This is a genomic window from Providencia sp. PROV004 (assembly GCF_011045615.1).
Taxonomy (GTDB): domain Bacteria; phylum Pseudomonadota; class Gammaproteobacteria; order Enterobacterales; family Enterobacteriaceae; genus Providencia; species Providencia rettgeri.
Genome location: NZ_CP042859.1, coordinates 4,387,658 through 4,405,689, shown reverse-complemented (window position 1 = coordinate 4,405,689; position 18,032 = coordinate 4,387,658). Strand labels below are relative to the sequence as shown.

The following is an 18,032-nucleotide window of genomic DNA, read 5'->3' as shown; positions in this document are numbered from 1 at the left end:
AGCGAAACTATGGCAGCGAAAATCCGTCGTGATGACGAAGTTATCGTGCTAACTGGGAAAGACAAAGGTAAGCGCGGTAAAGTAAAGCAGGTTATTTCTTCTAGTAAAGTTATCGTTGAAGGTATCAATCTGGTTAAAAAACATCAGAAGCCTGTACCGGCTCTGAACCAACCAGGTGGCATCGTTGAAAAAGAAGCGGCTATTCAAGTTTCTAACGTTGCAATCTTTAACGCGGCAACTGGTAAGGCTGACCGTGTAGGCTTTAGATTCGAAGACGGCAAAAAAGTCCGTTTCTTCAAATCTAACAGTGAAACTATCAAGTAATTTTTGGAGTATACGATGGCGAAACTGCATGATTACTATAAAGACGAAGTAGTTAATAAACTCATGACTGAGTTTAGCTACACTTCTGTCATGCAAGTCCCTCGGGTCGAGAAGATCACCCTGAATATGGGTGTTGGTGAAGCGATTGCTGATAAAAAACTGCTGGATAACGCAGCAGCTGATTTAACAGCGATCTCAGGTCAAAAACCTTTGATCACCAAAGCACGCAAATCTGTTGCAGGCTTCAAAATCCGTCAGGGCTATCCAATCGGCTGTAAAGTAACCCTGCGTGGCGAACGCATGTGGGAGTTCCTTGAGCGTCTGATTTCTATTGCTGTACCACGTATTCGTGACTTCCGTGGCTTGTCCGCTAAGTCTTTCGATGGTCGCGGTAACTACAGCATGGGTGTTCGTGAACAAATCATCTTCCCTGAAATCGATTACGATAAAGTGGATCGCGTACGTGGTTTAGATATTACTATCACCACTACTGCGAAATCAGATGACGAAGGTCGCGCACTGTTAGCAGCGTTCAACTTCCCGTTCCGCAAGTAAGGCAGGGTACTCATGGCTAAGAAATCTATGAAAGCGCGTGATGTTAAACGTGCTAAATTAGCTGAGAAATTCTTCGCAAAACGCGTAGAACTGAAAGCTATCATCTCTGATGTTAAAGCATCTGATGAAGATCGCTGGGACGCTGTTCTCAAGCTGCAAACACTGCCACGTGATTCAAGTCCTTCTCGTCAGCGTAATCGCTGCCGTCAAACAGGGCGTCCGCACGGTTTCCTGCGGAAGTTTGGTCTGAGCCGTATTAAAGTCCGTGAAGCCGCTATGCGCGGTGAAATCCCGGGCCTTAAAAAGGCAAGTTGGTAATTCCATTTGAATCACGGGAGTAAAGACAGATGAGCATGCAAGATCCCATCGCGGATATGCTGACCCGTATCCGTAACGGTCAGGCCGCGAACAAAGTTGCGGTCACCATGCCTTCCTCCAAGCTGAAAGTGGCAATTGCCAAAGTGCTGAAGGAAGAAGGTTATATTGAAGATTTTAAAATTGAAGGCGACATCAAGCCAGAACTGGAACTGACTTTACGTTATTTCCAAGGTAAGGCTGTTGTAGAAAGCATTCAGCGTGTAAGCCGCCCAAGTCTGCGCATCTATAAGAAAAAAGATGAGCTGCCACAAGTTATGGCTGGTTTAGGTATCGCTGTTGTTTCTACCTCTAAAGGTGTCATGACTGATCGTGCAGCTCGCCAAGCTGGTCTTGGTGGCGAGATTCTCTGCTACGTAGCTTAATTCGGGAGGAAAGAATGTCTCGTGTGGCAAAAGCACCCGTCGTCATTCCTGCCGGCGTAGAGGTAAAACTCAACGGTCAGGTTATTTCGATTAAGGGTAAAAACGGCGAGCTTACTCGTACTATCCATAATGCAGTTGAAGTTAAAAGCGAAGACAATCAACTGACTTTCGCACCACGCGAAGGTTTTGATGATGCATGGGCACAAGCGGGTACTACTCGTTCACTGTGTAATGCAATGGTTGTTGGTGTTACCGAAGGCTTCACTAAAAAGCTTCAACTGGTCGGTGTTGGTTACCGTGCAGCAATCAAAGGCAATGCTGTAAGCTTGTCTTTAGGTTTCTCGCATCCGGTTGAACACGCACTGCCAGCAGGCATTACTGCTGAATGCCCAACACAAACTGAAATCGTACTGAAAGGTGCGGATAAGCAAGTGATTGGTCAAGTTGCAGCAGAACTGCGTGCTTACCGTCGTCCTGAACCTTACAAAGGTAAAGGTGTTCGTTACGCCGATGAAATCGTGCGTACCAAAGAGGCTAAGAAGAAGTAAGGTAACACTATGGATAAGAAAGCAGCTCGTATCCGTCGTGCGACCCGCGCACGCCGTAAGATCCAAGAATTGGGTGCGACTCGCCTGGTGGTACATCGTACTCCACGCCATATTTATGCGCAGGTTATCGCACCAAACGGTTCTGAAACATTGGTTGCAGCTTCTACTACAGAAAAAGCTATCAATGAACAAGTTAAGTTTACTGGAAACAAAGACGCAGCAGCAATTGTTGGTAAATTAGTTGCTGAACGCGCACTGGAAAAAGGCATCACTGTTGTTGCTTTTGACCGTTCTGGTTTCCAATATCATGGTAGAGTCCAGGCACTGGCAGATGCTGCCCGTGAAGCTGGCCTTCAGTTCTAAGGTAGAGGTGTAAGATGGCTCACATCGAGAAACAAGCTGGCGAACTGCAGGAAAAGCTGATCGCGGTAAACCGCGTAGCAAAAACCGTTAAAGGTGGCCGTATTTTCAGCTTTACCGCACTGACTGTAGTTGGTGATGGTAACGGTCGCGTTGGTTTTGGCTACGGCAAAGCGCGCGAAGTTCCGGCAGCAATCCAGAAAGCGATGGAAAAAGCCCGTCGCAGTATGAAAACCGTTGCTCTAAACAACGGCACATTGTTCCACCCTGTGAAAGGTACACACACTGGTTCTCGTGTGTTTATGCAACCTGCTCACGAAGGTACCGGTATCATTGCCGGCGGTGCAATGCGTGCTGTTTTAGAAGTAGCTGGAGTTCGCAACGTACTGGCTAAAACCTATGGTTCCACAAACCCAATCAACGTGGTTCGTGCAACACTGGATGCTTTAGACAGCATGAAGTCTCCAGAAATGGTCGCAGCTAAGCGTGGAAAATCCGTCGAAGAAATTCTGGGGTAATCGGCTATGGCTAAGACTATTAAAATTACACAAGTTCGCAGTTCAATCGGTCGTCTGCCTAAGCATAAGGCAACACTGGTCGGTTTAGGTCTGCGTCGCATTGGTCATACAGTAGAGCGCGAGGATACTCCTGCTGTACGTGGTATGGTCAACTTGGTTTCCTACATGGTTAAAGTTGAGGAGTAAGAGATGCGTTTAAATACTCTGTCTCCGGCTGAAGGTGCCAAGCACGCGCCTAAACGCGTAGGTCGTGGTATCGGTTCTGGTCTGGGTAAAACCGGCGGCCGTGGTCACAAAGGTCAGAAATCTCGTTCTGGCGGTGGCGTACGTCGTGGTTTCGAAGGTGGCCAGATGCCTTTATACCGTCGTTTGCCGAAATTCGGCTTCACTTCACGTAAAGCAATGATCACTGCAGAGATTCGTCTGTCTGATTTTGCTGCTGTTGAAGGCGATGTTATTGATCTGAACGCACTGAAAGCCGCGAACGTTGTTGGCATCCAGATTGAATATGCTAAGGTTATTCTGTCTGGCGAAGTGAACCGTGCAGTTACTGTACGTGGCCTTCGTGTTACTAAAGGTGCTCGCGCTGCAATCGAAGCTGCCGGCGGTAAAATTGAGGAATAAGTGACAGATGGCTAAACAACCAGGATTAGATTTTCAAAGTGCCAAGGGTGGAGCTGGCGAACTTAAACGCAGACTTTTGTTTGTAATTGGTGCGCTAATTGTTTTCCGAATTGGTTCTTTTATTCCAATCCCTGGTATTGATGCCACTGTGCTTGCCAAATTGCTCGAACAGCAACAAGGCACCATCATTGAAATGTTTAACATGTTCTCTGGTGGTGCTCTTAGCCGTGCTTCTATCTTTGCTTTGGGTATCATGCCGTATATTTCGGCATCGATCATTATCCAATTATTATCAGTGGTTAACCCACGATTAGCAGAGATCAAGAAGGAAGGAGAAGCAGGTCGTCGGAAGATAAGCCAATATACTCGCTGGGGTACTCTGGTATTAGCAATATTCCAATCTATTGGTATTGCAATGGGTCTACCGAATATGCCAGGGATGCAAGGGTTAGTCATTGATCCAGGCCTCCCGTTCTACTTTACGGCAGTTGTTAGCTTAGTCACAGGGACTATGTTCCTAATGTGGTTAGGTGAGCAGATAACTGAAAGAGGTATCGGTAACGGTATTTCTATCATTATCTTCGCTGGTATTGTTGCGGGGTTACCGCCGGCTATTGGCCATACCATCGAGCAAGCTCGGCAAGGCGATCTGCACTTCCTCCTGTTGCTGTTGGTTGCGGTGTTAGTATTCGCGGTTACTTTCTTTGTTGTGTTTATGGAACGTGGTCAACGTCGTATTGTCGTTAATTACGCTAAACGTCAGCAAGGGCGCCGTGTTTATGCAGCACAAAGTACGCATTTACCGTTAAAAGTGAATATGGCGGGTGTAATTCCTGCAATTTTTGCTTCCAGTATCATACTATTCCCGGGTACAATAGCTTCTTGGTTTGGTGATGGAACTGGCTGGGACTGGCTGACTACAATTTCTATGTATTTGCAGCCTGGTCAACCGTTATATGTGTTACTTTATGCATCTGCGATCATCTTCTTCTGTTTCTTCTATACGGCGTTGGTTTTCAACCCAAGAGAAACAGCAGATAACCTGAAGAAGTCCGGTGCATTTGTACCAGGAATTCGTCCGGGAGAGCAAACGGCCAAGTACATTGATAAGGTAATGACTCGCTTAACATTAGTTGGTGCATTATATATTACCTTCATCTGCCTAATCCCGGAGTTCATGCGTGACGCAATGAAAGTACCTTTTTACTTTGGTGGTACTTCCCTCTTAATCGTGGTTGTCGTTATCATGGACTTTATGGCTCAAGTGCAAACTCTAATGATGTCAAGTCAGTATGAGTCTGCATTGAAGAAAGCAAACCTGAAAGGTAAGTAATCACTTAGTGTGATTATGGTTTGCTTAGAAGTTACGGAGAGTAAAAATGAAAGTTCGTGCTTCCGTCAAGAAATTATGCCGTAACTGCAAAATTATCCGTCGCAATGGTAGCGTTCGTGTAATTTGTAGTGTTGAACCAAGACATAAACAACGTCAAGGTTAAGAAAAAGCATTTTTTTCTTGCAAAGTTGGGTTGAGCTGGCTAAATTAGCCAGCCAATCTTTTTTATCTAAGATACATTATTGTTTGAGTATCCTGAAAACGGGCTTTTCAGCACAGTAATGTATATTTTAACTTAGGAGTGCATAGTGGCCCGTATAGCAGGCATTAACATTCCTGATCATAAACATACTGTAATCGCTTTAACATCGATTTTCGGTATCGGTAAGACCCGCTCACAGGCTATCTGTGAAGCAACAGGTATTGCTGAAAATGTTAAGATCAGTGAGCTGTCTGAAGAACAAATCGACAAGCTGCGTGACGAAGTTGCTAAATACGTTGTAGAAGGTGACTTACGTCGTGAAATTACCCTGAGCATCAAGCGTCTGATGGACCTTGGATGTTACCGTGGTTTACGTCATCGTCGTGGTCTTCCTGTGCGCGGACAGCGTACTAAGACTAACGCTCGTACCCGTAAGGGTCCGCGTAAGCCGATCAAGAAATAAGTCGGGGTATTGAATAATGGCAAAAGCACCAATTCGTGCACGTAAGCGTGTAAGAAAACAAGTCTCAGACGGTGTGGCTCATATCCATGCTTCTTTCAACAACACAATCGTTACTATTACTGACCGTCAAGGTAACGCATTAGGTTGGGCAACTGCCGGTGGTTCCGGTTTCCGTGGTTCTCGCAAATCTACTCCGTTCGCAGCTCAGGTTGCAGCAGAGCGTTGCGCAGAAGCTGTGAAAGAATACGGAATCAAAAACCTGGAAGTTATGGTTAAGGGACCGGGTCCGGGTCGCGAATCAACAATTCGTGCTCTGAACGCCGCTGGTTTCCGCATCACTAATATTACTGATGTGACTCCTATCCCTCATAACGGTTGTCGCCCACCGAAAAAACGTCGCGTTTAAATACGTTTCGTTTTTTTTAGGACTGTTGGAGAAAGAAAATGGCTAGATATTTGGGTCCTAAGCTCAAGCTGAGCCGTCGCGAAGGAACAGACCTCTTTCTGAAGTCTGGTGTTCGCGCGATTGACACCAAGTGTAAATTAGAACAGGCTCCAGGCCAGCACGGTGCGCGTAAACCGCGTCTGTCTGACTATGGTGTCCAGTTACGTGAAAAACAAAAAGTTCGTCGTATGTTCGGTGTTCTGGAACGTCAATTCCGTAACTATTACAAAGAAGCAACACGTCTGAAAGGCAACACAGGTGAAAACCTGCTGACTTTGCTTGAAGGTCGTCTTGATAACGTCGTTTACCGTATGGGCTTTGGCGCAACTCGCGCAGAAGCACGTCAAATGGTTAGCCACAAAGCTATCATGGTAAATGGTCGCGTAGTTAATATCGCTTCTTATCAGGTTTCCCCGAATGACGTTATCAGCGTTCGTGAGAAAGCTAAAAAACAGTCTCGTATTAAGGCTGCTTTAGAGCTGGCTGAACAGCGTGAGAAGCCAACTTGGCTGGAAGTTGATGCTGCTAAAATGGAAGGTGTGTTCAAACGTATTCCTGAACGTACTGACTTGTCTGCGGACATTAACGAACACCTGATCGTCGAGCTTTACTCCAAGTAAAGCTTAGCACCAAAGAGAGGACACAATGCAGGGTTCTGTGACAGAGTTTCTAAAACCGCGCCTGGTAGATATCGAGCAAGTGAGTTCGACGCACGCTAAGGTGACCCTTGAGCCTTTAGAGCGTGGCTTTGGCCATACTCTTGGTAACGCACTGCGCCGTATTCTGCTTTCGTCTATGCCGGGTTGTGCGGTGACAGAGGTTGAAATTGATGGTGTACTGCATGAGTACAGCACCAAAGAAGGTGTACAGGAAGATATCCTGGAGATTCTCCTCAACCTGAAAGGGCTGGCGGTAAAAGTTCAGGGGAAAGATGAAGTTATTTTAACCTTGAATAAATCTGGCATTGGCCCTGTGACTGCAGCCGACATCATCCATGATGGTGATGTCGAAATCGTCAAGCCACAGCACGTCATCTGCCACCTGACTGACGAAAGCGCATCTATTAATATGCGAATTAAAGTACAGCGTGGTCGTGGTTATGTGCCGGCTTCTGCCCGAGTTCATTCGGAAGAAGATGAGCGCCCAATCGGTCGTTTGTTAGTCGATGCTTGCTACAGCCCAGTAGAGCGTATAGCCTACAATGTTGAAGCAGCTCGTGTTGAGCAACGTACAGACTTGGATAAGTTAGTTATTGAAATGGAAACTAACGGTACAATCGATCCTGAAGAGGCGATTCGCCGTGCGGCAACCATTCTGGCTGAACAACTTGAAGCTTTTGTTGACTTACGTGATGTACGTCAGCCTGAAGTTAAAGAAGAGAAACCAGAATTCGATCCTATCTTATTGCGCCCAGTTGACGATCTGGAATTGACTGTCCGCTCTGCTAACTGCCTCAAAGCAGAAGCTATCCACTACATCGGTGATCTGGTACAGCGTACAGAAGTTGAGTTGCTTAAAACTCCGAATCTTGGTAAGAAATCTCTTACTGAAATTAAGGACGTCTTGGCATCTCGTGGTCTTTCTCTGGGCATGCGCTTAGAAAATTGGCCACCAGCAAGTATTGCTGATGATTAAGATCACAGGTTAAGGTTTTACTGAGAAGGATAAGGTCATGCGCCATCGTAAGAGTGGTCGTCAATTGAACCGCAACAGCAGCCACCGCCAAGCTATGTTCCGTAACATGGCAGGTTCTTTAGTTCGTCATGAAATCATCAAGACGACTCTGCCTAAAGCGAAAGAACTGCGTCGCGTCGTTGAGCCGCTGATTACTCTTGCCAAGACCGACAGCGTAGCTAATCGTCGTCTGGCATTCGCACGTACTCGTGATAACGAGATCGTTGCAAAATTATTTAATGAACTGGGACCTCGTTTCGCAGCTCGTGCAGGTGGTTACACTCGTATTCTTAAGTGTGGCTACCGTACAGGTGATAACGCTCCGATGGCTTACATCGAGCTTGTTGACCGTGCTGTTGAGTCTCAAGAAGCAGCTGCAGAGTAATCTGTCGTCGCTTTCAAGAAAACCGGGTATATTTGCCCGGTTTTTTTGTACCTGCTATTCTTGTCTTCCTAATAGGTTTGTTCCCTTGAATTTTTTGTGATTAACCCATATTTACAGGTAAGTGTTATGAGCATGTATAAGATAGGTGAAATTGCTAGGCTTGCAGATGTGACGCCTGATACAATTCGTTTTTATGAAAAACAAGGTTTGATGGAACACAAAGAAAGAACTGAAGGTGGGTATAGGTTATTTACTGAGCATGACTTGCAGCGTTTGCGTTTTATTCGTTATGCAAAACAGTTAGGCTTTACTTTAGAAGCTATTACTGAGTTACTTTCAATACGAGTTGATCCTGAACATCATACTTGTCAGGAATCTAAACAGATTGTAGATCTTAGATTACTTGAAGTTGAAAAAAAGATACAAGAGCTTATTATTATGCGCGATTCGTTGAAGATGTTAAGTTCAGCATGTTGTGGTGAAGAACATGCGACAACGTATTGCTCTATTATGGAAATATTAGAAAAAGGCGCATCTAAAGTTTATTAATTATATAATCAGCTAACTATATGAAGGTATATCATGAGTAAATATCAACATAAACGTGGTGAGATTAAAGATAATGCGATTGAAGCATTACTCCATGATCCACTATTTCGTCAAAGAGTTGAAAAAAATAAAAAAGGGAAAGGTAGTTACACAAGAAAAGGAAAAAATAAGAATTCAGTTAACTGGGAGGCCAGTGGTAATAGGTTTATTGACGTATTACCACTGGCCTTTTAGTTATTTTTTATTTTGTTCTTTCAAAAGATCACGAATTTCTGATAATAGAACTTCTTCTTTAGACGGTGGTGCAGGCTCTGCTGGTGCGGCTTCTTTTTCGCGGCGAACTTTATTCATAACTTTAATTGCCATAAAGATAGCAAAGGCAACAATAACAAAGTCAAAAACAGTTTGTATAAACATTCCATAATTTAGTACAACTGCGGGTAAATCACCTTGTGCTTCTTTCAGTACGATGCTAAATGATTTGAAATCAACACCACCGATTAGTAACCCTAGCGGAGGCATGATGACATCAGCAACTAATGAAGATACAATTTTACCAAATGCGGCACCAATAATAATACCGACTGCCATATCCACTACATTACCTTTCATGGCAAATTCGCGGAAATCTTTTAAAAAGCTCATTAGACGACCCCTTAATAAATAACTCAATTGAAACAAAACATGTATTAGGTTAACAAATTATAGTCGCTAGAATTATTAAGCTGCAAATATTTACTATTTTTATTTTTATAAGAAGAATGGACTCGGTTGAAATAATTTTTCAACTTCAGGTACATACTTTTTATCTGTAATAAACATAATGACATGGTCACCTTGTTCAATAATATGGTAATCACTAGCTATAATGACTTCTTCTTCTCGGACAATCGCACCAATAATAGTTCCTGGAGGAAGTTTAATTTCAGATATTTTTTTACCAACAACTTTTGACGTATTTTCATCACCGTGTGCAATTGCCTCAATAGCTTCCGCAACACCTCTTCTTAAAGATGATACATTGACGATATCTGCTTTTCTGACATGGCTTAGTAAAGCTGAAATAGTTGCTTGTTGAGGTGAAATTGCAATGTCAATGACCCCACCTTGAACAAGTTCAACGTATGCAGAGCGTTGTATAAGTACCATTGCTTTTTTAGCCCCCATTTTTTTAGCTAACATAGCAGACATAATATTAGCTTCATCATCATTTGTTAGGGCAATAAAAACATCCATTTGCTCAATGTGCTCTTCAGTGAGTAACTCTTGGTCAGATGCATCTCCATAAAACACAATTGTATCATGCAGTAGCTCAGCAAGTTCTGTTGCACGCTTCTGGTTGCGTTCAATAAGTTTCACGCTGTAATCTTTTTCTAGTCGTCTTGCTAGACCAGCTCCAACGTTGCCACCACCAACTATCATCAAACGTTTGTATGGCTTTTCTAACCTTTGCAGCTCACTCATTACAGCTCGGATATGTTGTGTAGAAGCAACAAAAAAAACTTCGTCTCCCGCTTCAATGATTGTTGAGCCTTGAGGCCGGATAGGCCTATCTTGGCGGAAAATAGCGACAACGCGAGTATCAATATGTGGCATATGTTCGCGTAAACTCGATAATGCATTACCCACGAGGGAACCGCCGTAATAGGCTTTTACAGCAACAATACTGACTTTGCCTTCTGCAAAGTTTACAACTTGAAGAGCACCAGGGTATTGAATTAATTTATAGATATAATCGATAACTAATTGTTCTGGCGATATTAAGTAGTCAATCGGGATTTGTTCAGGCAGGAACAATTTGTCGGCTTCACGGATATATTCAGTTGCCCTGATACGCGCTATTTTATTTGGGGTATTAAATAGGCTATAGGCAATCTGGCAAGCAATCATGTTAGTTTCATCGGAATTGGTCACTGCTACTAACATATCTGCATCTTCTGCACCTGCATCTCGAAGTACCCGGGGATGAGAACCATGGCCATTTACCACTCGCAGATCGAATTGATCCTGTAATTGACGTAAGCGATCAGCATCGGTATCGACGACGGTAATATCATTGTTCTCATCAACTAAATTTTCAGCAAGCGTGCCGCCAACTTGCCCAGCACCTAGAATAATGATCTTCATTACATATTCCTATATCAGAGAGCTGGCTACCATTTCCTACACTTTTTTGACTAAGCGTGCATAAAAGAAACCATCACCGCCATTAGTACTGGGTAATATTTGTAATCCAGCATCAGTTCCGTCATTTAGACAGGCATCATTATGTTTAGATAGGAAATTGTGTATTTGTTTTCCGTTTTCTTCGGGCATAATTGAACAAGTCGCATAGACCAGTGTGCCGCCTGGTTTTAAATAAGGCCAGATAGCTTCGAGAATTTGAGATTGTAGTTGCGCTAATTCATTTATGTCTGAATCACGACGTAGCCATTTAATATCAGGATGACGTCGAATAACGCCTGTTGCGGAACAAGGAGCATCAAGCAAAATACGATCAAATTGCTGACCTTGAGCCCATGTTTCAGGCTGTGTTCCGTCTCCTTGTATAACAACAGCATGTTGCTTTAGACGAATTAAATTTTCTTTCACTCTTTTAAGGCGTGATTCATCTATGTCTACAGCAATAACATTAGCCTTAGGGGCTAACTCTAAAATATGGGTTGTTTTTCCACCTGGTGCTGCACATAAATCTAAAATATTTTCCCCATTTTGAGGTTCTAGTAATTCAGCACAGCCTTGAGCTGAAACATCTTGTACTGTTGACCAACCATCTTCAAAGCCCGGAAGACGAGAAACAGCTGTAGGTTCATCTAAGCGGATAGCATTTGGATGTGAAGAGTGCAAATGTGCGGTTATCTCAGATTGCTCTAATAAATTAAGATATTGTGTAGCTGTGTGATGCTGAGAATTTACTCTTAACCACATAGGTGGGCGTTGGTTATTTGCTTCAATAATAGATTGCCAATCATCTGGATAGGCTGTTTGTAGGCGTTTTAATAACCAGCTTGGATGTAAATATTGGCTAGTGTTGTTAGTAATTCTTTCTTCTAATTGTACTTGTTGGCGTTGAAATGAACGCAACACGCCATTAATAAGCCCTTTTAATTGGGGTTTTTTCAGTGCTACTGCTCCATTTACTGTTTCTGCTAATGCAGCATGAGGCGGAATGCGAGTATAAAGTAGCTGATAGATACCTACCATAATTAAGTAATGCAGGGTTCTTTGTTTACCAGTTAATGGTTTTTCCATTAGCTGACTAATAAACCATTCAAGCTTAGGTAAATAACGTAAAACGCCAAAGCAAATTTCTTGTAATAAAGCTTTATCTTTATCATTGATATTGCGTTGTAAGTCAGGCAATACAGTGCTTAGTGATTGTCCGTTATCAAGGACTTGATTAATTGCCGTTGCCGCGATACTACGCAAATTATATGTGTTTTTCATATGGTGAAGATGAATATATTAGTGACTGAAATAAAACTGCCTGAAGGTATCAGGCGGTTTACAAGTTCGTTATGCTAGAATTTGCTCTGGAGTAAACCATTCGCGACGAGAGTTTAGGATATCTTGTGCACTCATTGCTTTTTTGCCAGGCGGTTGTAGCTGAGTAATATTTAGTATGCCATTTCCTGTGGCGATACATATACCTTTTTTATCAGCGCTAATAATTGTTCCTGGTTGCTTGTCATGTTCGTCGGTGAATACTTCAGCTTGCCAAACTTTAATGAGTTGCTCTTCAACCATGAAATAACTCATTGGCCAAGGATTGAAAGCACGAATACAACGCTCAATATGTACAGCATCATCTTGCCAATTAATGCGAGCTTCCTCTTTCGATAATTTTTCAGCATAATTTGCTAATGAATCGTCTTGTTTCTCACCAACGCATTGACCTGCGGATAACATCTCAACAGTATGAATTAATGCTTCAGGGCCTGTTATTGCTAATTTATCATATAACGAGGCGCTCGTATCACTAGCGCTAATTGGACAAATTGCTTTGTAAAGCATGTCTCCAGTATCTAAACCTGCGTCCATTTGCATAATAGTCACACCCGTTTCAGTATCACCAGCCCAAATAGAACGTTGAATTGGTGCTGCTCCTCTCCAGCGAGGTAACAAAGAGCCGTGAACATTCAAGCAACCTAAGCGAGGAATATCAAGAACGGCTTGCGGTAAAATCAATCCATAAGCAACAACTATCATTAAGTCCGCATTTTGGTCTTTTATCCACTGCTGGTTTTCGCTATCTCTAAGAGATATTGGTTGAAAAACAGGGAGTTGGTTTTCTTCAGCGAGAACCTTGACAGGGCTTGGTGTTAACTTTTTACCTCTCCCCGCAGGTTTATCATGGCGAGTGAGAACGCCTACGATTTGGTGCCTGGTACCTAAGAGAGCAGCTAAGTGTTTGGCCGCAAAATCTGGTGTACCTGCAAAAATAATTTTCAATGGCTCTGACACGTTAATTTCCCTATTTATATTTAGCGAACTAGCTATTCTTGGCTTCTTTTGCTCTTAGTCTGTCTAGTTTTTCAACTTTCTGGCGGATGCGCTGACGTTTTAAAGGCGATAAATAGTCAACAAATAGCTTACCAACAAGGTGGTCCATTTCATGTTGGATACAGATAGCTAATAAACCATCAGCCTCTAGTTCAAAAGACTCGCCGTTATAATTTAGTGCACGAACTTTTACCTGCTCAGCACGAGGGACGAAGCCATGTTGTTCCGGAATAGACAAGCAACCTTCTTCGATACCTGTTTCCCCAGATTTATCTAACAATTCAGGGTTAATAAGAACTAAGCGCTCATCACGAGTTTCGGACACATCAATGACGATGATTCGCTGGTGGATATCGACTTGAGTTGCTGCAAGGCCAATACCTTCTTCTTCATACATGGTATCGAACATATCATCAACAATATGCTGTATAGAAGCATCAACTTTGTCTACTGGCTTAGCAATTGTGCGTAAGCGTTCGTCTGGATAATGTAATACGTTTAAGACTGACATAAATTTTTCGAGCGGTTTCCAAAATGTGAATGGGAATTAATGACTATTCTAGACATTTCTCTTTCATATTGACAGTATTGGTTATGATTTGTTCACTGAAGAACCTATTTGTTAATGAGTCAGGATGACAATAATGGATACCCAAGAAATTTGGTTAAGGATGTCTCAAGTTAAAAGGCTATTGCCCCTGAATGCAGTAAGAATAATTAATGAGCTAAAACAACTAAATAAAATTAGCTATCAGGCTTTACACCATCATGGTTTGAATGAAATACAGCAATTACAATTTATGAATGTCTCTATGCACCGGCTAGAAAAAGTACAAGCATGGCTTTCAGATAAACATCATCAAATGATTACTTACTGTGATTCCCATTACCCTTTTTTATTAAAGCAAATCTACAGTCCTCCTCTTTTATTATTTGTTGAGGGAAAAAGTGAATTATTGGTAGCGCCACAAATTGCTATAGTTGGCAGTCGTAGAGCAAGTGAATATGGCAGAATATGGACTAACCTGTTTGTAAAGAGCTTTGTTCACCATGGTATAACCATCACTAGTGGGCTTGCATTAGGTATCGACGGTATAAGCCATAAAGCAGCTCTAGATAATAGAGGTGAAACAATTGCGGTTTTAGGTAGCGGATTAGCAAATATTTACCCGCGTCAACATGCTGAATTAGCTGAAAAGATTAAAAATTATGGTGCGTTGATTTCAGAATATTGGCCGGATGTACCACCATTACCTAAGCAATTTCCCAAGAGAAACCGTATTATTAGTGGGTTAAGTAAAGCAGTTGTTGTCATTGAAGCTGGAATGAAAAGTGGATCATTAATAACTGCTAGATATGCATTAGAGCAAAACCGTGACTTATTTACATTGCCTGCTCCATTGGGTAATTCTGCATTCCATGGTAACCATTGGCTATTGCAGCAAGGAGCTTATCTATTAGCTGAACCTGAAGATGTATTGCAACATATTGGTGATGGGTTAAATTGGATACAAACAGAATTGCCTATAGAAAAGGTATCACTTGAGTTTAGTGTGGTAGAAAATAAAATTTTAGGTATGGTGGGGTACCAAGCGACACCAGTAGATGTCATTGCAGAACAGACCCAAATTCCTGTTACTCAAATAATTACCATATTAACTGAGATGGAAATCAATGGAGTAGTTAGCTCGGGGGCTGGTGGGTATATCAGAGTCACTTAGTTAAAAGCAACAGTAGAGAAAAACATGTCTAAACAACTGCCCTTCGATACAGAGAAAAATGAACATTGTCCAGAATGCGATTCCTTGCTTGTTATCCGCAATAGTTCACATGGGCCTTTTTTGGGTTGTTCAAGTTATCCACAATGTCATTATATGAGGCCGCTAAGGCCTACAGTAGAAAGTCATATTATTAAAGTATTAAGTGGTCAACATTGTCCTAAATGTAGCCATGACTTAGTGCTGAAGCAAGGCCGATTTGGCATGTTTATTGGTTGTAGTAATTATCCTGAATGTGAACATATTGAGCTAATTGATAAGCCGGATGAAACTAAAATTTCTTGCCCGCAATGCCAAACAGGGAATTTATTACAGAGAAAATCGCGTTTCGGTAAGACTTTTTATGCTTGTGATAATTATCCTAACTGTCAGTTTATATTAAATAATAAGCCTATTACTGGTAAATGTAAGTATTGTGAATATCCATTACTTATGGAAAAAAGGGGGGGACAGGGAGTAAGATTATTTTGTGCCAGCAAACGCTGCGGTAAGCAACAAGAAGAATAATGAGTTAAAACTATGTCAAATATATCTACACCTGCAATTGAAAGTATCATAAATTCATTACAACACGAGGAGGTTATTGCCTACCCAACAGAAGCCGTATTTGGTTTAGGCTGTGACCCAGATAGTGAAAAGGCAGTACATAAGTTATTAGAATTGAAGCAACGCCCTTGGGAAAAAGGATTAATCCTTATTGCTGATAGCTATGAACAATTAAAAGACTATATAGATGATGAGCAGTTAACGGAAGATCAGAAACAAGCGATGTTTGCAACATGGCCAGGGCCAGTAACATGGGTTATCCCCGCAAAAACAACGACGCCAAAATGGTTGACTGGCCGGTTTGACACCATCGCAGTGAGAGTCACAGACCATGAATTAGTAAAAAGCTTATGCCGTCATTATGGCAAACCTTTAGTGTCTACAAGTGCAAATTTAAGTGGTTTAGAGCCTTGTAGAACAACAGAAGAAGTAATTGCTCAGTTTAAAGGAAGTGTTCCTGTCCTTGATGGAACAGTGGGTGGCCGCCAAAATCCTTCTGAAATAAGAGACGCAAAAACAGGGCAACTATATCGTAAAGGATAATATTGATGGAAATGTTTGCGGTTTTTGGCAATCCAATTCAACACAGTAAATCACCCGTTATACATAAAATGTTTGCAGAGCAAACAGGTATTTCACTGAAATATGAAAAAATCCTAGCACCAGTAGAGGGTTTCGAACAAAGCTTAATAGAGTTTTTTTCACAAGGTGGAAAGGGCGCAAACATTACATTGCCATTTAAGGAGCGCGCCTTTCATGCTGTTTCTGAATTAACAGCGAGAGCTCAAACTTGTGGTGCAGTTAATACGGTCATGAAGCTTGATGATCATCGATTGCTGGGAGACAACACAGATGGAATGGGGCTTTTGTTAGATTTACAGCGTTTGAATTTTGTACATCCAAGTAGCCGAATATTAATAGTTGGTGCTGGTGGTGCAACACGTGGAGCATTATTGCCACTTTTAGAATATGGCTGTGATATCACTTTAACAAATAGAACCTTTTCTAAGGCTGTGTTATTAATTAACGAATTTTCAGCGCTAGGGAAAATATGTGGGAAGGAGATCTCGCAGATCGTATCTGCTGATTTTGATCTGATCATCAATGCGACTTCATCTGGTGTGAATGGAGAAGTTCCTGCAATTGATCCAAATGTATTTAATCATCAAGTTGCATGTTATGACATGTTTTATCAATCGTCATTAACTCCTTTCCTTGAATTTGCGGCTCAACACCAAGTGACTAAGATAGCGGATGGCTTAGGTATGCTTGTAGGACAAGCTGCATTTTCTTTTAAGCTATGGCATGGCGTTCTTCCTGAAATTACACCTGTTTTATCTGCTTTATATAAGGAATTGAAAGGGTGAATCAGCAAATTCAATTTCCGGATAGAGAAGAGTGGGATGAGCTATCCAAGCAAGTACGCTTTCCTGTGTTGATTAGCGGAATGCTTGCCGAATGTGCAATCCCTCAGTCATTGCTATTTCAACGCTATGGTCAAGAAGAAACACCTCTGAGGTTATTTCAGCAGTATCGATGGGATATCGAAGAAGAGTTTGAAGCCTTGATTGAACAAGGCCTCGATGGCGAAGATGGGCTTTACGTATTATCAGAGGCTAAATAGTTATTTTTCCATTCAACATAGTTATTTGCTGAATAACGTAGATGACCTAACTCAGCATCAGTCAATTTTCGGATGGCTTTTGCTGGGCTCCCTGTATATAAGTAACCAGACTCGAGCCTTTTTCCTTGAGTCACTAAACTGTTAGCTCCGATAATAACGTCATCTTCGACTATAGCCCCATCAATGACAATTGAGCCCATTCCAACCAGTACTCTATTCCCTATAGTGCAACCATGTAACATGACTTTATGGCCAATGGTGACATCTTCCCCGATAATTAACGGGTTTCCCTCAGGGTTACTGGCAGATTTATGCGTGACATGTAGTACTGAGCCATCTTGGATATTGGTGCGTGCGCCAATAGAGATATAGTTAACATCACCACGCAAAACACTGAGAGGCCAAATACTGACATCATCAGCTATGCGAACATCTCCAATTACAACAGAAGATGGGTCAATGAAAACGCGTGCATTAATAGAAGGATAGATACCTAAATAAGGGCGTAAAAGTGTGTTCATAGTTATAACCATAAAAAGAAATAAAGGATGGCAGTTAAATAACTCGCTAATTCATTATGAATTTATGAGCCAAGTAGGCTGCTAAAGTTAGAATTATAGGCATGAAGTCGCTTCTTTTATAATCGTTATGCAGTGAAAAAGCACAAGATGGCTATTTTATCTGCAAACGGAGTTTTTTTTTAAAAAAAAGGTTGTGTAATTTTGAAGGCTCCCTATAATGCGCATCCGTTGTCACGACAAACCGGTTCGAAGAAAACTTCGTAACCCAGTGATAACAGAGGTGAGAAAGAAAAAAGTTGAAAATAAACTCTTGACTTTCTAAATAAAAAACGTAATATAC

General features: G+C 42.0%; 29 protein-coding genes. 23 read left to right on the top strand and 6 right to left on the bottom strand.

Annotated elements, in window-relative coordinates:
• Positions 1–9 precede the first annotated feature (9 nt).
• From rplX to FVA69_RS20315, 18 genes are all read left to right on the top strand, one after another.
• A complete protein-coding gene (gene rplX / locus FVA69_RS20400; RefSeq protein WP_004265452.1) occupies positions 10–324 on the top strand; it encodes a 50S ribosomal protein L24 in 315 nt (104 codons plus the stop codon).
• Positions 325–339: 15 nt separating this feature from the next.
• Positions 340–879, top strand: a complete 540-nt coding sequence (gene rplE / locus FVA69_RS20395) for a 50S ribosomal protein L5 (RefSeq protein WP_004265455.1) — start codon at positions 340–342, stop codon at positions 877–879.
• A 12-nt stretch (positions 880–891) separates the two neighbouring features.
• Positions 892–1,197, top strand: coding sequence for a 30S ribosomal protein S14 (gene rpsN, locus FVA69_RS20390; RefSeq protein ID WP_004265458.1), 306 nt, complete (start codon positions 892–894; stop codon positions 1,195–1,197).
• Positions 1,198–1,226: 29 nt separating this feature from the next.
• The gene (gene rpsH / locus FVA69_RS20385; RefSeq protein ID WP_004907134.1) at positions 1,227–1,619 is read left to right on the top strand and encodes a 30S ribosomal protein S8; all 393 of its coding nucleotides are present in this window, start codon (positions 1,227–1,229) and stop codon (positions 1,617–1,619) included.
• 14 nt (positions 1,620–1,633) lie between these two features.
• Positions 1,634–2,167: a 50S ribosomal protein L6 gene (rplF, locus tag FVA69_RS20380; RefSeq protein ID WP_004265464.1), complete on the top strand. Its 534-nt coding sequence runs from the start codon at positions 1,634–1,636 to the stop codon at positions 2,165–2,167.
• Between the two features lie 9 nt (positions 2,168–2,176).
• Positions 2,177–2,530, top strand: a complete 354-nt coding sequence (gene rplR, locus FVA69_RS20375; RefSeq protein WP_004907138.1) for a 50S ribosomal protein L18 — start codon at positions 2,177–2,179, stop codon at positions 2,528–2,530.
• A 14-nt stretch (positions 2,531–2,544) separates the two neighbouring features.
• Positions 2,545–3,045 carry a 30S ribosomal protein S5 gene (gene rpsE / locus FVA69_RS20370; protein WP_004265471.1) on the top strand — a complete coding sequence of 167 codons (501 nt, stop codon included), beginning with the start codon at positions 2,545–2,547 and terminating at the stop codon, positions 3,043–3,045.
• 6 nt (positions 3,046–3,051) lie between these two features.
• Positions 3,052–3,231 carry a 50S ribosomal protein L30 gene (gene rpmD / locus FVA69_RS20365; protein ID WP_004265475.1) on the top strand — a complete coding sequence of 60 codons (180 nt, stop codon included), beginning with the start codon at positions 3,052–3,054 and terminating at the stop codon, positions 3,229–3,231.
• A 3-nt stretch (positions 3,232–3,234) separates the two neighbouring features.
• Positions 3,235–3,669 (top strand): 50S ribosomal protein L15, encoded by a 435-nt coding sequence (rplO, locus tag FVA69_RS20360; protein ID WP_004265478.1) that lies wholly within the window; start codon positions 3,235–3,237, stop codon positions 3,667–3,669.
• A 7-nt stretch (positions 3,670–3,676) separates the two neighbouring features.
• Positions 3,677–5,002, top strand: a complete 1,326-nt coding sequence (gene secY, locus FVA69_RS20355) for a preprotein translocase subunit SecY (protein WP_004265481.1) — start codon at positions 3,677–3,679, stop codon at positions 5,000–5,002.
• A 46-nt stretch (positions 5,003–5,048) separates the two neighbouring features.
• Positions 5,049–5,165, top strand: a complete 117-nt coding sequence (rpmJ, locus tag FVA69_RS20350; RefSeq protein WP_004265484.1) for a 50S ribosomal protein L36 — start codon at positions 5,049–5,051, stop codon at positions 5,163–5,165.
• A 145-nt stretch (positions 5,166–5,310) separates the two neighbouring features.
• Positions 5,311–5,667 carry a 30S ribosomal protein S13 gene (gene rpsM / locus FVA69_RS20345; RefSeq protein ID WP_004907144.1) on the top strand — a complete coding sequence of 119 codons (357 nt, stop codon included), beginning with the start codon at positions 5,311–5,313 and terminating at the stop codon, positions 5,665–5,667.
• A gap of 16 nt (positions 5,668–5,683) precedes the next feature.
• Positions 5,684–6,073 carry a 30S ribosomal protein S11 gene (gene rpsK / locus FVA69_RS20340; protein ID WP_002919257.1) on the top strand — a complete coding sequence of 130 codons (390 nt, stop codon included), beginning with the start codon at positions 5,684–5,686 and terminating at the stop codon, positions 6,071–6,073.
• A 38-nt stretch (positions 6,074–6,111) separates the two neighbouring features.
• Complete coding sequence (gene rpsD, locus FVA69_RS20335) at positions 6,112–6,732, top strand: 30S ribosomal protein S4 (RefSeq protein ID WP_004907147.1); 621 nt, start codon at positions 6,112–6,114, stop codon at positions 6,730–6,732.
• A 25-nt stretch (positions 6,733–6,757) separates the two neighbouring features.
• A complete protein-coding gene (locus FVA69_RS20330; RefSeq protein ID WP_004907150.1) occupies positions 6,758–7,747 on the top strand; it encodes a DNA-directed RNA polymerase subunit alpha in 990 nt (329 codons plus the stop codon).
• Between the two features lie 37 nt (positions 7,748–7,784).
• Entirely contained in the window at positions 7,785–8,171 is a 387-nt protein-coding gene (gene rplQ, locus FVA69_RS20325) for a 50S ribosomal protein L17 (protein WP_004907152.1), read from the top strand.
• Between the two features lie 132 nt (positions 8,172–8,303).
• Positions 8,304–8,720: a Zn(2+)-responsive transcriptional regulator gene (gene zntR / locus FVA69_RS20320; protein WP_004907154.1), complete on the top strand. Its 417-nt coding sequence runs from the start codon at positions 8,304–8,306 to the stop codon at positions 8,718–8,720.
• Positions 8,721–8,753: 33 nt separating this feature from the next.
• Entirely contained in the window at positions 8,754–8,954 is a 201-nt protein-coding gene (locus FVA69_RS20315) for an alternative ribosome-rescue factor A (RefSeq protein ID WP_164529260.1), read from the top strand.
• Here FVA69_RS20315 and mscL read toward each other — a convergent pair whose 3' ends face one another.
• The 5 genes from mscL to def form a co-directional block, all read right to left on the bottom strand.
• On the bottom strand, positions 8,955–9,365 hold the full coding sequence (mscL, locus tag FVA69_RS20310; protein WP_004907161.1) for a large-conductance mechanosensitive channel protein MscL: 411 nt from the start codon (positions 9,363–9,365) through the stop codon (positions 8,955–8,957). It lies immediately after the preceding gene.
• Between the two features lie 105 nt (positions 9,366–9,470).
• The gene (trkA, locus tag FVA69_RS20305; RefSeq protein ID WP_004265502.1) at positions 9,471–10,847 is read right to left on the bottom strand and encodes a Trk system potassium transporter TrkA; all 1,377 of its coding nucleotides are present in this window, start codon (positions 10,845–10,847) and stop codon (positions 9,471–9,473) included.
• A gap of 36 nt (positions 10,848–10,883) precedes the next feature.
• Positions 10,884–12,167: a 16S rRNA (cytosine(967)-C(5))-methyltransferase RsmB gene (gene rsmB / locus FVA69_RS20300; RefSeq protein ID WP_110731566.1), complete on the bottom strand. Its 1,284-nt coding sequence runs from the start codon at positions 12,165–12,167 to the stop codon at positions 10,884–10,886.
• Between the two features lie 69 nt (positions 12,168–12,236).
• The gene (gene fmt, locus FVA69_RS20295; protein WP_004907167.1) at positions 12,237–13,184 is read right to left on the bottom strand and encodes a methionyl-tRNA formyltransferase; all 948 of its coding nucleotides are present in this window, start codon (positions 13,182–13,184) and stop codon (positions 12,237–12,239) included.
• A 28-nt stretch (positions 13,185–13,212) separates the two neighbouring features.
• Positions 13,213–13,734 (bottom strand): peptide deformylase, encoded by a 522-nt coding sequence (def, locus tag FVA69_RS20290; protein ID WP_164529259.1) that lies wholly within the window; start codon positions 13,732–13,734, stop codon positions 13,213–13,215.
• A 133-nt stretch (positions 13,735–13,867) separates the two neighbouring features.
• On the opposite strand from def, the gene dprA reads away from it, so the two are divergent.
• From dprA to FVA69_RS20265, 5 genes are read left to right on the top strand one after another with little or no spacing between them, the layout of a single operon-like run.
• Positions 13,868–14,944 carry a DNA-processing protein DprA gene (gene dprA, locus FVA69_RS20285; RefSeq protein WP_164529258.1) on the top strand — a complete coding sequence of 359 codons (1,077 nt, stop codon included), beginning with the start codon at positions 13,868–13,870 and terminating at the stop codon, positions 14,942–14,944.
• Positions 14,945–14,968: 24 nt separating this feature from the next.
• Positions 14,969–15,508: a DNA topoisomerase family protein gene (locus FVA69_RS20280; protein ID WP_004907176.1), complete on the top strand. Its 540-nt coding sequence runs from the start codon at positions 14,969–14,971 to the stop codon at positions 15,506–15,508.
• 12 nt (positions 15,509–15,520) lie between these two features.
• On the top strand, positions 15,521–16,090 hold the full coding sequence (gene tsaC, locus FVA69_RS20275; protein WP_004907178.1) for an L-threonylcarbamoyladenylate synthase type 1 TsaC: 570 nt from the start codon (positions 15,521–15,523) through the stop codon (positions 16,088–16,090).
• A 5-nt stretch (positions 16,091–16,095) separates the two neighbouring features.
• A complete protein-coding gene (aroE, locus tag FVA69_RS20270; protein ID WP_110731569.1) occupies positions 16,096–16,914 on the top strand; it encodes a shikimate dehydrogenase in 819 nt (272 codons plus the stop codon).
• Entirely contained in the window at positions 16,911–17,171 is a 261-nt protein-coding gene (locus tag FVA69_RS20265; RefSeq protein ID WP_004907184.1) for a DUF1488 domain-containing protein, read from the top strand. The genes aroE and FVA69_RS20265 overlap by 4 nt, the downstream gene beginning before the upstream one ends.
• Here FVA69_RS20265 and FVA69_RS20260 read toward each other — a convergent pair.
• Positions 17,147–17,692: a gamma carbonic anhydrase family protein gene (locus tag FVA69_RS20260; RefSeq protein ID WP_004907188.1), complete on the bottom strand. Its 546-nt coding sequence runs from the start codon at positions 17,690–17,692 to the stop codon at positions 17,147–17,149. The genes FVA69_RS20265 and FVA69_RS20260 overlap by 25 nt on opposite strands.
• Positions 17,693–18,032: the final 340 nt, after the last annotated feature.

Bases quoted from the DNA above. Each gene is read 5' to 3' on its own strand.
- rplX (WP_004265452.1), top strand. From the start codon at position 10: ATGGCAGCGAAAATCCGTCGTGATGACGAAGTTATCGTGCTAACTGGG.
- rplE (WP_004265455.1), top strand. From the start codon at position 340: ATGGCGAAACTGCATGATTACTATAAAGACGAAGTAGTTAATAAACTC.
- rpsN (WP_004265458.1), top strand. From the start codon at position 892: ATGGCTAAGAAATCTATGAAAGCGCGTGATGTTAAACGTGCTAAATTA.
- rpsH (WP_004907134.1), top strand. From the start codon at position 1,227: ATGAGCATGCAAGATCCCATCGCGGATATGCTGACCCGTATCCGTAAC.
- rplF (WP_004265464.1), top strand. From the start codon at position 1,634: ATGTCTCGTGTGGCAAAAGCACCCGTCGTCATTCCTGCCGGCGTAGAG.
- rplR (WP_004907138.1), top strand. From the start codon at position 2,177: ATGGATAAGAAAGCAGCTCGTATCCGTCGTGCGACCCGCGCACGCCGT.
- rpsE (WP_004265471.1), top strand. From the start codon at position 2,545: ATGGCTCACATCGAGAAACAAGCTGGCGAACTGCAGGAAAAGCTGATC.
- rpmD (WP_004265475.1), top strand. From the start codon at position 3,052: ATGGCTAAGACTATTAAAATTACACAAGTTCGCAGTTCAATCGGTCGT.
- rplO (WP_004265478.1), top strand. From the start codon at position 3,235: ATGCGTTTAAATACTCTGTCTCCGGCTGAAGGTGCCAAGCACGCGCCT.
- secY (WP_004265481.1), top strand. From the start codon at position 3,677: ATGGCTAAACAACCAGGATTAGATTTTCAAAGTGCCAAGGGTGGAGCT.
- rpmJ (WP_004265484.1), top strand. From the start codon at position 5,049: ATGAAAGTTCGTGCTTCCGTCAAGAAATTATGCCGTAACTGCAAAATT.
- rpsK (WP_002919257.1), top strand. From the start codon at position 5,684: ATGGCAAAAGCACCAATTCGTGCACGTAAGCGTGTAAGAAAACAAGTC.
- rpsD (WP_004907147.1), top strand. From the start codon at position 6,112: ATGGCTAGATATTTGGGTCCTAAGCTCAAGCTGAGCCGTCGCGAAGGA.
- FVA69_RS20330 (WP_004907150.1), top strand. From the start codon at position 6,758: ATGCAGGGTTCTGTGACAGAGTTTCTAAAACCGCGCCTGGTAGATATC.
- rplQ (WP_004907152.1), top strand. From the start codon at position 7,785: ATGCGCCATCGTAAGAGTGGTCGTCAATTGAACCGCAACAGCAGCCAC.
- zntR (WP_004907154.1), top strand. From the start codon at position 8,304: ATGTATAAGATAGGTGAAATTGCTAGGCTTGCAGATGTGACGCCTGAT.
- FVA69_RS20315 (WP_164529260.1), top strand. From the start codon at position 8,754: ATGAGTAAATATCAACATAAACGTGGTGAGATTAAAGATAATGCGATT.
- mscL (WP_004907161.1), bottom strand. From the start codon at position 9,365: ATGAGCTTTTTAAAAGATTTCCGCGAATTTGCCATGAAAGGTAATGTA.
- trkA (WP_004265502.1), bottom strand. From the start codon at position 10,847: ATGAAGATCATTATTCTAGGTGCTGGGCAAGTTGGCGGCACGCTTGCT.
- rsmB (WP_110731566.1), bottom strand. From the start codon at position 12,167: ATGAAAAACACATATAATTTGCGTAGTATCGCGGCAACGGCAATTAAT.
- def (WP_164529259.1), bottom strand. From the start codon at position 13,734: ATGTCAGTCTTAAACGTATTACATTATCCAGACGAACGCTTACGCACA.
- dprA (WP_164529258.1), top strand. From the start codon at position 13,868: ATGGATACCCAAGAAATTTGGTTAAGGATGTCTCAAGTTAAAAGGCTA.
- FVA69_RS20280 (WP_004907176.1), top strand. From the start codon at position 14,969: ATGTCTAAACAACTGCCCTTCGATACAGAGAAAAATGAACATTGTCCA.
- tsaC (WP_004907178.1), top strand. From the start codon at position 15,521: ATGTCAAATATATCTACACCTGCAATTGAAAGTATCATAAATTCATTA.
- aroE (WP_110731569.1), top strand. From the start codon at position 16,096: ATGGAAATGTTTGCGGTTTTTGGCAATCCAATTCAACACAGTAAATCA.
- FVA69_RS20260 (WP_004907188.1), bottom strand. From the start codon at position 17,692: ATGAACACACTTTTACGCCCTTATTTAGGTATCTATCCTTCTATTAAT.